We start from the raw sequence: 12580 nt of genomic DNA on the forward strand, positions 1-12580 counted from the left end.
CAAGATTAAATTCCAGAACCCCTGTTTGCTAACGCAGACAGGGGTTTTGTTTATGTAGAAGTCCATGATTTTCACCGGTACGTTGCAAGCGCAACGGACGGGTACACAGAATTTCTTGACGACCATAGAGCATTGGAACCACCTGATCCCATCCCGAACTCAGTAGTGAAACGATGCATCGCCGATGGTAGTGTGGGGTTTCCCCATGTGAGAGTAGGTCATCGTCAAGATTGAATTCCGAAACCCCTGTCTGCTAATGCAGACAGGGGTTTTGTCGTTTCAGGGCAGCATAAACGGTAAGTAAACCCACAAGCCGCCCGCGATTCGGAAGTCCAACGTTGCCAGCCTTAGGTCTCTGCTGACCCTCGCCGTTGATCCCACCAACAGCGTGCCTGACAACACGTTCAACGCCTGCCGTCGACTCTGCGCCGAGTACTGTTTTCCAGTGCCACATGGGTGCCAGGAATCGCTGCAAGCTGGTCCTGCTGCAAGGACCTGGACACGCTGCCACGCCAGCTCGCGCTCATGGTGAGCCTCGCGCAGCCCTCAGGCAATGGTGCGCAAAAACGCCCGAGGTGCCTCGAGCTCAAAGCCCTCGGTTTTCCGTAACAGCCGGACAAAGGTGTCCGGAACCAGGCCCACCGCATTGCCCAAACATCTTGTTCAGCCAGCCGTGATGGTTGCTGTAACGCGCCTGCTCGGCCCTTTGCGCTGTTACCACCTGTCGGGTTCCGACATAGAAAGAAGATGATTCTCACAAATTTCTAAGATTTATCCGGTCTTGGCCGAAAGCCTGATGAGCCATGCGTGCACCGAAATAGAGCGATCGAAGAGTCCGCCTATCCCGTTACATGGAATGTTGCATCCGGCACGCTCACCCCCCTTTTTGGCAAAAGAAGTCGATGAAATGAATCTCAAGTTCAGTCATAAAATTCTGTTGGCCGCGTCAGGCGTCGTGGTTCTGGCCTTCGCGTTATTCACGTTGTACAACGACTACCTTCAGCGCAGCACCATCACGCAAAACCTGGAGTCGTCCATCCAGCAGTCGGGCGACCTGACCGCCAGCAGTGTGCAGAACTGGCTCAGTGGCCGGGTATTGGTACTGGAAAGCCTTGCGCAGAACGTTGCCCATCAAGGTAGCGGCGCTGACCTGCCGGGGCTGGTCGATCAATCGGCGTTCACCTCGAACTTCCAGTTCACTTACGTCGGTTCAACCAACGGTGTGTTCACTCAACGCCCTGACGCAAAAATGCCCGATGACTACGACCCGCGTCAGCGTCCCTGGTACAAACAAGCGGTAGCGGCCGACAAGACGATGCTGACTCCGCCTTACATGGCGGCGGTGGGTGGACTGATCGTGACCATTGCCATGCCGATCAAAAAGAATGGTGAACTGCTGGGTGTGGTGGGTGGTGACTTGAGCCTGCAAACCTTGGTGAAGATCATCAACTCGGTGGATTTCGGCGGCATCGGCCATGCGTTCCTGGTCAGCGGTGACGGTCAGGTCATCGTCAGTCCTGATCAGGACCAGGTGATGAAAAACCTCAAAGATATCTACCCCGGTACCAACGTCCGTATCGAGAAGGTCAATCAAGACGTGGTGCTCAATGGTAAAGATCGGATTCTGTCTTTTACCCCGATCAGCGGCCTGCCCAATGCGGACTGGTACATTGGTCTGTCGATCGACAAAGACAAAGCCTACGCCGCGCTGGGTAAATTCCGCACTTCCGCCTTGATTGCCATGTTCATCGCCGTGGCGGCGATTGCCGTGCTCTTGAGTCTGCTGATCCAAGTGCTGATGCGTCCGCTGACCACCATGGGCCGTGCCATGCAGGACATTGCCCAGGGGGAGGGCGATTTGACCCGCCGCCTGGCGGTCGAAAGCAAGGATGAGTTTGGTGAGCTAGGCAGTTCTTTCAACCAGTTCGTCGAGCGTATTCATGCCTCGATTTGCGAAGTGTCCTCGGCCACGCGCCAGGTGCATGATTTGTCCCAGCGCGTGATGGCTTCCTCCAATGCGTCGATCATCGGCTCCGACGAGCAGAGTGCCCGTACCAATAGCGTGGCCGCCGCGATCAACGAGTTGGGGGCTGCCACTCAGGAAATTGCGCGCAACGCGGCCGATGCTTCGCAGCACGCCAGTGGTGCCAGCGAGCAGGCCGATGATGGTCGTAAGGTGGTGGAGCAAACCATTCAGGCTATGTCGGAGCTGTCGCAGAAAATCAGCTTGTCCTGCACCCAGATCGAAACCCTGAATGCGAGCACCGACAACATCGGACATATTCTGGATGTGATCAAAGGCATCTCACAGCAAACCAACCTGCTGGCCCTCAACGCTGCGATTGAAGCTGCGCGTGCGGGGGAAGCGGGGCGTGGGTTCGCGGTGGTGGCCGATGAAGTGCGCAACCTGGCCCATCGCACTCAAGAGTCGGCAGAAGAGATCCACAAAATGATCACCTCCCTGCAGGTCGGTTCGCGGGAAGCTGTCAGCACGATGAACGCCAGCCAGGCATCCAGCGAAGAAAGCGTCGAAGTGGCGAACCAGGCCGGCGAGCGTCTGGTCAGCGTTACGCAACGGATTGTCGAGATTGATGGCATGAACCAGTCGGTAGCGGCGGCCACCGAAGAGCAGACCGCCGTGGTGGAAACCCTCAACGTCGACATCAACCAGATCAACCTGCTTAACCAGCAGGGTGTGGTCAACCTCAACGAAACCTTGAAGGATTGCGACGCGCTGTCTCAACAGGCCAATCGTTTGAAACAGTTGGTCGACAGCTTCAAGATCTGACCGTCAGCGTGCAGGGTGGTGGTGAGGGGCATGGCCACTCACCACCGGTTTAGCTCAGTAACTGACGCACGTTCTCCAGCGCATTGTCGATGAACGTCTGCACGAACGGCTCAAAGCCTTCCTGCTCTGCTTCGATGGGCTCGGCAATGATCGTCCATGTCGCCCTGGCGTGGGCGTCCCCGACAGGCTCGACACTCATCGACGCCCACAGCCGGGCCACGCCCAAGGTGTTGTAGATCGTGGTCCAGGTCATGTTCATGGCGTGTTCATCACGGCTGTTGAGTTGCTCCACCACCAGGTTTCCATCCTGGAAGCATTTCTTGCGCAATGATCCTACGCCTGCATCTGTTAACTCGATGTGGGACAGGGCAGGGATGAACGCATCAAACCCACCGAAGTGACCGACCACCTTCCATAGCGAGGCGGCATCGCAGGCAATCACTACGCAAGACAACACAGGTTTGCCACGTGGGTTTTTGATCAAGGTATCGGGTTGCAGCTGTTTCATAAGGTGCTCCTGTGGGCGAAACAGTGATCAGAGGAAACCGATGTGCCTGAGGTAACGGCATCCCTTACGTAGCAGCGCAGGGTCCTTTTCGGGGTACCGTGCGCCCATCCGTTTGACGCCTTGTCGGGCATTGTCATGGCGGATCATGGAGGTGTCGCCGATGTCCTCTCCCTGACCATTGAGGTAAAAACCGAGCACACCGAACAGTGCGTTATCGCTGTCCACCCGGCTCAATTGCCGCTGCCAGTCGGCGACGCTGATTAGCTCGAAGACGTGCCCCGCCTCACGAAATGACTCCACGTAAGCTGCCCAGCTCAGTGGCTGTGGGTTGTGCAGGTTGAAAACAGCGCATTCCGGTTGCCAGTGGCCGCAGTGGAATGCAACAAACCGAGCCAGGAAATCCACCGGCATCAAATCGAAATTCAACTCCAGGCGTGGGACGAGCCCTAGCTGCAACGAGCCCTTGAGCATCAGCATCAGGCGATTCTTCTGCGGCTGGCAGACGCCGTTACGGCTGTTGAAACTGATGTTCCCAGGGCGATGGATATTGACCCATGCGCCGTGTTCGACTGCACGTCCCAGCAGGCGCTCGGCCACCCATTTGGACAGGTTGTAGCCGTTCTTGATGTAGAGCGGTGGAGTGGCGGCAGCGGGGGATTCAAGGACCTGGCCCAGCGCATCGATGCTGCTGGATGCCGACAGTGTCGAGATGAAATTGAAGACCTTCTTGCGCCCGGTCTCACACAAGCGCAGGCATTCAAGCACCGGTTCGACGTTGTCCTTGGCCAGTGCCGCATAATCCATGACGTGATTGACGTGAGCGGCGTTGTGTACCAGTACCCCGTACTCGCCGGCGAGGTAATCATAGACCTCGGCCGCCAGCCCCAAGCGAGGCTGGCTGATGTCGGCGGCATACACCCGCACCCGGCCCAGGTCCAGGTGCTCCAGCTGATAGTCGCGCAACGCCTCGGCAAATCGCATGGACGCGCAGCCCCCGGGAATTTCGCGCACCAAGCAGGCGACCTCAAGCGCATCACCGGCCAGTAACGCCTCGACGATATGTACGCCGACAAAACTGTTGGCGCCGGTGACAATCACCTTGTGACGGTTCCCCGCTTGATCCGCCGGCAGCGTCGTCAGGCGCAGCTCACGCAACGCGTCCCGTGCGGCTTGGCTCGTGGGCACCTCGGCCGGTGCGTTGTCGCCCATCAGTGCGGCGAGCGTACGAACCGTGGGCACTTCAATAAACCGATTGAGCGAAAGACTGCGACCAAACTGCTCGCGGATGCGCAGAAGCATGGTCGACAACAGGATGGAGTGACCGCCGAGATTGAAGAAGCTGTCGTCCGTCGACAGCCCGCTGACCGGTAAGGCCAAGAGTTCACTCCACAGATTCAGCAACTGTGCTTCCCGAGAGGTTTGCGGTGCCCGGTGAGTGATGTCCGAGGTGGCCTGGATCCTCATCGCCAGCAACGCCTGCCGGTCGACTTTGCCACTGCTGGAGCGCGGCATGCTCTTCAGCTCGGTGCACAGCGTTGGCTGCATATAGTCCGGTAGCGAGTACGCGGCGTGCTGCTTGAGCGCTGACAAGGTGGCGTGCTGTTCAGGTTGTGTCACGAAGGCCAGGATCCGCCGATCACGGTCGATCACCACCGCCACCTGACGAAACAGTTGACTGCTGCGCAGGCAGTGTTCGATCTCCTGCGGCTCGACGCGAAAACCACGGATTTTCACTTGGTTGTCCCGGCGCCCGCCGAGCTCGACACCGTCATCGGTCCATTTCGCCATGTCGCCGCTGCGATAGGCCCGCAAGGTTTTGCCATCGGGTAGCGAGAGTTCTACGTAGCGCTGTGCCGTCTGTTGCGGGTTATTCACATAGCCCAGGCTTACCCCGGGGCCGACGATGTACAGCTCGCCCATGACCTGCTCATCCACCGGTTGAAGCTCACCGTCAAGGATCAGCACTTGGCTGTTGGCAATGGGTGTGCCCAGGTTGTGATTGCTGTCTGCGGGCTGCATCGTGCGGGTGGTCACCAGGACCGTGGCTTCGGTCGGGCCATAGAGATTGTGCAACTGACACTGTCCGGCCAGACGTTCGATGACGTAAGGCTCGCAGACGTCGCCTCCGGTCAGTAGATGGGTCAAGCCCAGGGCTGGCTCCAGAGGCAGGATGCTCAGCAGCGCCGGAGGCAGGAAGGCATGGGTGATACGTTGCTCGCGGATCAGCCCCACCAGCTGTTGCGGGTCACGACGTTGATCCTCGTTGGGTACGATCAGCTCGGCACCCTGAATCAAGGTCGGGAAGATATCGATCAGCGAAGAATCAACGCTCAGGGAAGAAAACTGCAGGACTCGGCTGAATTCCGTCAGTTGCACATGGGGTGCGATCCAGGCCGTGAAATGGGCCAGGTTATGCTGGCTCAGCATGACGCCCTTGGGTTGTCCGGTCGTGCCAGAGGTATAGAGCACCATACACGGCGCGTCATCCGAGAGGCGGTGACGCAATAGCGGTTGGGCGCTGTCGGTGTCGAGGGCGCTGATATCCAGTGAAACAAAATGCTCGCGCAACGGGTGCGTGCCATCGTCCAGCAGCACCGATGTGCGAGCATTTTCCAGCATGGCCTGCTGACGTCGCAGCGGATGGCCGGGTTCCAGTGGCAGGTACACCGCGCCACAGCCGAGGATGGCCAGAATGCCGGCGTAGAGTTCGAGAGATTTGCCCAGGCAGATAGCGACCACCGGCGTCGTATCAAATGGCGCCAGCAATGGCTGCAGGCGCCGCTGGATGGCTTGGCTTTGACGATGTAACTGACGATAACTGAAGGTGATGCCCGCGACGCTCAGCGCCGGCCGCTCGGCGAAACGCTGAAAGCTCTGTTCCAGCCGCTCGATCATTGGGACTTGGGCCTTTTGCAGCAGTACCAGATCAGCGGTCCGGTTATAGCGATGCAGATACGCCAGCGAATCCAGCCCTTGCAGACCGTGCTCCTGATAATCGTGGGCGCTAAATGTTCGAGAGAAGTACCCGGCATCTCGCGAGAATCCACTGACGTGCAGGGCGACCCATTCGGCCAGGAGAGCCACAGCCCGTTGCCGCAACCTCTGACCGTTGCCGCAGGCCTCGCCCGTAACGTCCAGGATGGCGAACAGGCGACGCTTGCTGTCGTAGCCTCTGAACTGCAGTGCCGGTAGCCCGCAGCCGGTCACCGGGCCGATATCGAGGCGCAACCTCACCCATGCAGTTGCGATGAATCCGGCTGGCACTGGCTGGCTTGCGTCTTCGATCAGCAGGTCGACGTCTTGCCTTACAGTCATCGGGAGCAGCTCATGGCCGAATGGCTCCAATGCCGCCTTTATCTCCTTCAACGCCCTGCTGGTACCGATCAGCACAATCTTCAAGCGTCTCATGAACTTCCTCCTGGCACTGGCAGGTAGGCGTCCAGCGCTTGCGAGACACTAGGTGTTTGCAGCAAGCCGCTGCGGCGCAACAAGCCCATGATATTGCCCACCAGCGGGTGCTGGCAGGTAATAGGGAAGGCCAAGGCATGGGCCTCGGCCTGAAGGGCGGCGCGGGTGCTGGCGCTGACGTCCAGGTGCTCGATCAATTGCAGGTCGAAGCCTTTTTGCAGGTCGTTGGTCAGGTAATGTTGAAGAAATACCGGAAGGATTTGGGCGATGGTGGCGCGGTCCTCATCGCTCGCAGTGAGCCAGTAACGGCGTACCAGGCGTGTCCAGAACCCGGCGTGGCGGCCCTCGTCAAACAAGTGATCGGCCATCAAGCCTTTGATGGACTGCTTGACGCTGTCGTCCTTGGAAAACGCCGCGACGTCCTGGGTTACCGTGTTCTCCGCGATCGCTACGCAAATCAACTCCACGGCATCGCGCAAGTGTTCGGGAGCCAGGTTCAGTGCCGCCGGTATCGCCACGCTAAGCTCGATTTGTGTCGGCAACTCCAGAGGTCGGATGCCGGTCATTTCTATCGTCTGTTGCATGAAGTCCAGGGCGACGAGGGCGTGGTAGTCCTCATCAACGACCACGGTCATTGCGTTGTAGCGACAGGCGAAAGGGAAGGGCACCGAAAAGCGGTTCTTGGCAATGCTACGCGCCGTCTTATCAACGATTTCGGTTTCAAAGATCACCACATCGTTGATGAACTTGTAGAACGTCTGCACCAGGACAAAGTCGCGCCATTGGGGGCACTGTTCGAGAAAGGTCGCGGTGAGCACCAAGGGTTGGCGGCACAGGGGGAAGATCAGCTTGTCGTCATCCTCCAGCAGGCGGCGAGGCCGTGTGCGGATCGTGGCGCGCTGCTCCCAGTCTTCGGCAAATGAACGGTAATCGGCGGCGTTCATACGCTCACCTCTTGCGTCTTGGCATGGCGGCTCTGGCGTAATCCATCCCACAAGGCAATACGGTTTTCCACGGCGGCGAGGGCGACGCCGCAGGCTTGTTGATCGCGGTGCGGGTCGGCGAGGATCAGGCGCTGGAGCAGCTGTTCCGCCGCTGGCTCGTGATCCTGGGCGTCCAACTCTATATGTCGCTTGAGGTAGTAACACAAGGTGGGAGCTTGGTGGTGGGCGATATCGCAGCCGTCGAGGAAGCGTTTGAACATCGACGGGATGATGCTCTCCCGACCATGGAGAAAGACCGCAGCCACGCAGTGAGTCGGCGCGTTCAAGGCGATGTGCAAGGTATTTCTGACAAAGCGGACCACGGCAGGGTGGATGTCGATCTGCTGCAATGCCGTTTCCACGCTTGTGCCTTCACGCAAGAGGGTGATGAACGTCTCGATGGCCGTGGTGGTGGCGCCGACTTCGCGCATGGCCTCCAGGTACAGCTCGAAGTGGCTGCAGTGTCCTGTACCCACACGTTCGTCTGACTCCTCACCCAGCACGATTTCATTGATCAGGCGTGCTGCCTGTGAGTCCACGGGGGGCAGCCAGGGCAGGCGCACGCAGGTCAAGTCCTGTTGCAGACGTTTGGTAAGGGTCATGAAGTCCCAAACGGCAAATACATGGTATTGCATGAAATATTGAAGTTTGGGGAGCGAATTTATCTCCAGAAATATTGGATGGCTGCGCAGTTGCAACTTTTTTTGTTCAAGTAGTGCTTGGCATTGAAACATGTTGGGTGCCTATAAAACGTTATGTCAGTGCTGGTAGGAGCGAGTTGTTTCGGCGACAAATGAGTATTGGGGTTTACTGGCGAGAGAATATTTTTAACCAGCGGCCGGATCAGAGCCTTTCAGCAGGCAACACGCTGGGGTAACGCCAAGGCCTTCTCTAAAGGGACGCCGAACGCAGTGAGCCCAAGCCAGTATTAACGTGGTCGATTGGGGGGGATTAAGGATTAATAAAAAATAAGCGAATTAAATGCTTAGTGCTTTTTAGTTGTTTTAGAAATAAGAAAGTTGATAGTCGAGATGTTCTGCTATTGAAGTGGGAAGTTTCCTTTTGAGTTGCAGGTTTAAATGGGAGAGTTTCAGGCAGGTATCGGCAACCAGCCGATTGACACTGGGTATGTGGTTGCAAATAACGTTTGCGTCGTTATACACAAGGTGCAACAGGCCGACATCAATAGGCCAGGCGGCCTACTGTGCTATGACCTGAGGCTCATGCAGCGCCTTTGTGGTCGAAGGGACCATTGAGTTCCCTGGAAAACTTACAGCGAACCATGTTCGTCGGTCCGCTCAAGGCCGTTCAGGTAGTTTGTAATCACCTCCATCCCCCGCATGAGATGGTTGCGCAAGGTCAGGATGCTTTCGTCGACCTTCTTTTGTGCCACCAGGTTCAGCAGTTCGCGGTGGTCTTCCTGGGACGTTTCGCCCAGCCCCATGGACTCGAGGTTGAAACGCAGGAAGCGTTCCTCTTCGTTCAGCCCATGCTCCACCAGCTTGAGCAGCCGCTGATTGGGGGCCTTGCCATACAAGGCCATGTGAAACAGGCGATTGAGCCGACCAATCTCGGTGTAATCGGTTTCGCGTTCAAGGGCGTCAATACAAGCGTCGGCCTCGGCGATGTCGTCGTCGGTGAGCAGGGGAATCGATAAGCGTAGCGCCTCGGACTCCAGAAGAAGACGCAAGGCATAGGTTTCAGCCGAGTTGTCTTCAATCAGGGGGGCAACCACTGCGCCTTTATGGGTTACGACATGCAGCAGCGACTGGGCCTCCAGTTGGCGCAGGGCTTCGCGTACGGGCATTCGGCTGACCCCGAACAGGCTGGCCAGCTCCTGCTGGCGCATGGCAGTGCCGCAAGGTAAGCGGCCATCGAGGATGGCGTTACGCAATGTTTCTTCAATCATGGAGCGAGCAAGGTGGGCGGGGATGGGCCCGCTGATCTTGATGCTGCTCAAAGGGTTCGGCTTCTGCGTCACGACTACGCTATCCTCCTTTTTAGAATAGGCTGGCTTATTGGATCCAATGCACACTAGAGACTGCCTTCAGGCTTGTCAAACAGGCAAGGTTTCTGTTTGTAAGGCCTTACATCACTGCCTTTAGTTATCTGACAGGCCTTGGTTCAAAAAGCCTGGCGCCGCAAGGGTGATTGCATCGTGCCATTGTTTTTTACCGACTGAAGCTTCACCATCCATTGAAATTCCGTCTCTCTCCACGGACTGAACGCATTGGCGGTACGTTTTACTCCCTCCCGGATCCTGTGCTGGCTGTTTTCGGCGCTGCTGCTGGCTGGCTTATTGCCTGGCGGGTTGCATGCCGATTGGGATTTCTCTCAGATCAGCCGCAAGGCCACCGCCTTGTACGGATCGCTGGGGGAAGGCCAGCAACGCATCGATGCTTGGCAACGACTGCTGGCGACACAACAGCAAGTCAGTGAGTTGGAACAGCTCAAGGTGGTCAACCTGTTCTTCAACAAGCAGATGCATTATGTGGAAGACATCGACCTGTGGCATCAGGTGGATTATTGGGAAACCCCCATCGAAGCCCTGTGGAAGGGCGCTGGGGATTGCGAAGATTATGCAATCGCCAAGTATTTCAGCCTGCGTCACCTGGGTGTCTCCAGTGACAAATTGCGCATTACCTACGTCAAGGCGCTGCGTCAGAATCGCGCCCACATGGTCTTGACCTATTATTCGACGCCAGAGGCGATGCCACTGGTGCTCGACAGCCTGATGGATGAAATCCAGCCGGCCAGCCAACGTACCGACTTGCTGCCCGTTTACTCCTTCAATGCCGAAGGTTTGTGGCTACCGGGTGCCAAGGGCAACAAAAAAGTCGGCGACACCAAACGCTTGTCGCGCTGGCAGGATGTATTGAGAAAAATGCGTGCGGAAGGCTTTCCAGCCGAGCCTGCCAACTAGGAGTAACTGTTCAGATGTCTCTGTTCAAACAACTGTTGATCGCTATCTGTCTGTTCCTGGTGGTCGCCTTCAGCGGCAGCTTCATGGTCAGCCTGGAAAGCTCGCGTACTCAATACGTGAACCAGTTGCGCTCCCATGCCCAAGACGCGGCGACAGCCCTGGCATTGTCGCTGACCCCAAACATCGACGACCCGGCGATGGTGGAGTTGCTGGTCAGCTCGATTTTCGACAGTGGTTACTACGCCAGCATCCGCGTGGTGGACCTGGCGACCGACAAGACCATCGTCGAACGCAGCGGCATCCCTGACAACAATGGCGTGCCGAATTGGTTCGTTAAATTGATCGGGCTTGAGCCGGCCGGTGGTGATGCCTTGGTCAGCCGCGGCTGGGAACAAGCAGCGAGGGTCGAGGTGGTCAGCCACCCGATGTTCGCTCTGGCCAAACTCTGGCAGAGCGCCCTCGGCAGCCTGGGTTGGTTGCTGCTGTGTGGTGCGGTCAGTGCGGTGCTCGGGGCCTTGCTGTTGCGCCGCCAATTGAAACCTCTGGATTACATGGTCAAACAGTCCCACGCCATTGCCCGCCGGGAGTTTCTCAGCCTGCCGGAACTGCCGCGCACCCCTGAACTGCGCCGAGTCGTGCAGGCGATGAACCAGATGGTGGAGAAGCTCAAGGCGCTGTTTCAAGAGCAGGCTGAGCGTAGCGAAAAGCTGCGGGTCGAGTCTTATCAGGACAACCTCACCGGCCTGGCCAACCGTCGTTATTTCGAGATGCAACTCAACGCCCGCGTCAGCAATCCCGAAGAAACCAGTTCCGGCTATTTGCTGCTGCTGCGGGTCAAGGACCTGGCCGGCCTCAACCAGCGCCTGGGCGGCCAGCGCACTGACCGGTTGTTGCAGGCGGTAGGCGAGCAACTGCTGCGCCAATGCGAGCCCTACCCGGAAACCCACAACCTGGTCACCCGTATTCGTGGTGGCGAGTTCGCCGTGCTGGCGCCGGGGCTGATGCGCGAAGAGGCGTTGCAACTGGCACAGAGCCTGGAGAGTAGCCTGCTCAGCCTGCAAGCCACTGGCGCCAGCGACGTGACACCGGTGGCCTACATTGGCCTGGCTCCGTTCAATCACGGCGACGCGCCGCAAGCGTTGCTGACGCTCGCCGATCAAGCCCTGGCCCAGGCCGAAGGCCAAGGCGAGGCCAGTTGGGTGTGCCTCGACCACAGCGCCGCCGCCAGCGTCGGTGACGACCACCATGCCTGGCACACCTTGCTGGATGACGCGTTGACCCAACAGCGTTTTCAGCTGTACTTTCAGCCGGTGGTTGCCAGCCAGGATCCCCAGTTGGTCCTGCACTACAAAGTCTTGTCTCGGCTGGTGGATGACCATGGTCATACCATCCCGGCAGGGCGTTTCCTGCCCTGGCTCGAGCGCTTCGGCTGGTCGGCGCGTCTGGACCGCTTGATGCTGGAACTGGTGCTCAAGCAGATGAGCGGCCACACCCACTGCCTGGCGTTGAATCTATCGGCGGCTACCCTGGCCGATCCTCAAGCCCTGAACCGGGTTTTTGATCTGCTGCGTCAGCATTCCAACCTGGGGCCGCGCCTGACCCTGGAAATCGGTGAAGAGCAATTGCCTGAACAGGTCGTGTTGGAGCAACTCACCCAGCGGCTGCGCGAACTCGGCTTCGCCCTAAGCTTGCAGCGCTTTGGCGGGCGATTCAGCATGATCGGCAACCTGGCCCGCTTGGGCCTGGCCTACCTGAAGATCGATGGCAGCTACATCCGCGACATCGATCAGGAGAGCGACAAACGCCTGTTTATCGAAGCTATCCAGCGCGCAGCCCACAGCATCGATCTACCACTGATCGCAGAGCGCGTGGAAACCGAGGGGGAATTGAAAGTGATCCGCGAGATGGGAATTTTCGGTGTGCAGGGGCAACTGTTTGGTGAGCCGGCGCCGTGGCGCGGGTAGCGCCAT

8 protein-coding genes, 1 rRNA gene and 2 pseudogenes are annotated in these 12580 nt (G+C 58.1%); 5 read left to right on the top strand and 6 right to left on the bottom strand.

The window, feature by feature from the left end; translation table 11 throughout:
- Window positions 1–114 precede the first annotated feature (114 nt).
- Window positions 115–230 (top strand): 5S ribosomal RNA (gene rrf / locus J7E41_RS26590).
- Window positions 231–549: 319 nt separating this feature from the next.
- On the opposite strand, the pseudogene J7E41_RS28275 reads toward rrf, so the two are convergent.
- Window positions 550–721: pseudogene (locus tag J7E41_RS28275) on the bottom strand (sigma-70 family RNA polymerase sigma factor); the annotation flags it as partial.
- A gap of 186 nt (window positions 722–907) precedes the next feature.
- On the opposite strand from J7E41_RS28275, the pseudogene J7E41_RS28635 reads away from it, so the two are divergent.
- Together J7E41_RS28635 and J7E41_RS28640 are read left to right on the top strand one after the other, a co-directional pair.
- Window positions 908–1933 (top strand): annotated as a pseudogene (locus J7E41_RS28635) (HAMP domain-containing protein); the annotation flags it as partial.
- Between the two features lie 69 nt (window positions 1934–2002).
- Window positions 2003–2788 carry a methyl-accepting chemotaxis protein gene (locus J7E41_RS28640; RefSeq protein WP_435304144.1) on the top strand — a complete coding sequence of 262 codons (786 nt, stop codon included), beginning with the start codon at window positions 2003–2005 and terminating at the stop codon, window positions 2786–2788.
- Between the two features lie 49 nt (window positions 2789–2837).
- Here J7E41_RS28640 and J7E41_RS26600 read toward each other — a convergent pair whose 3' ends face one another.
- From J7E41_RS26600 to J7E41_RS26620, 5 genes are all read right to left on the bottom strand, one after another.
- Entirely contained in the window at window positions 2838–3296 is a 459-nt protein-coding gene (locus tag J7E41_RS26600) for an SRPBCC family protein (RefSeq protein WP_214997226.1), read from the bottom strand.
- Window positions 3297–3323: 27 nt separating this feature from the next.
- Window positions 3324–6704, bottom strand: coding sequence for an amino acid adenylation domain-containing protein (locus tag J7E41_RS26605; RefSeq protein ID WP_214997227.1), 3381 nt, complete (start codon window positions 6702–6704; stop codon window positions 3324–3326).
- Entirely contained in the window at window positions 6701–7648 is a 948-nt protein-coding gene (locus tag J7E41_RS26610; protein ID WP_214997228.1) for a diiron oxygenase, read from the bottom strand. Before J7E41_RS26610 ends, J7E41_RS26605 begins: the two co-directional genes overlap by 4 nt.
- Complete coding sequence (locus J7E41_RS26615) at window positions 7645–8421, bottom strand: DUF3050 domain-containing protein (RefSeq protein WP_214997229.1); 777 nt, start codon at window positions 8419–8421, stop codon at window positions 7645–7647. The genes J7E41_RS26610 and J7E41_RS26615 overlap by 4 nt, the downstream gene beginning before the upstream one ends.
- Window positions 8422–8957: 536 nt before the next feature.
- Complete coding sequence (locus J7E41_RS26620) at window positions 8958–9668, bottom strand: GntR family transcriptional regulator (RefSeq protein ID WP_214997230.1); 711 nt, start codon at window positions 9666–9668, stop codon at window positions 8958–8960.
- 249 nt (window positions 9669–9917) lie between these two features.
- On the opposite strand from J7E41_RS26620, the gene lapG reads away from it, so the two are divergent.
- A complete protein-coding gene (gene lapG / locus J7E41_RS26625; RefSeq protein ID WP_214997231.1) occupies window positions 9918–10610 on the top strand; it encodes a cysteine protease LapG in 693 nt (230 codons plus the stop codon).
- Window positions 10611–10624: 14 nt separating this feature from the next.
- Window positions 10625–12574: a cyclic di-GMP receptor LapD gene (gene lapD / locus J7E41_RS26630; protein WP_214997232.1), complete on the top strand. Its 1950-nt coding sequence runs from the start codon at window positions 10625–10627 to the stop codon at window positions 12572–12574.
- Window positions 12575–12580 lie beyond the last annotated feature (6 nt).

Origin of the sequence: Pseudomonas fluorescens (assembly GCF_018614655.1) — a bacterium.
GTDB lineage: Bacteria > Pseudomonadota > Gammaproteobacteria > Pseudomonadales > Pseudomonadaceae > Aquipseudomonas > Aquipseudomonas fluorescens_BX.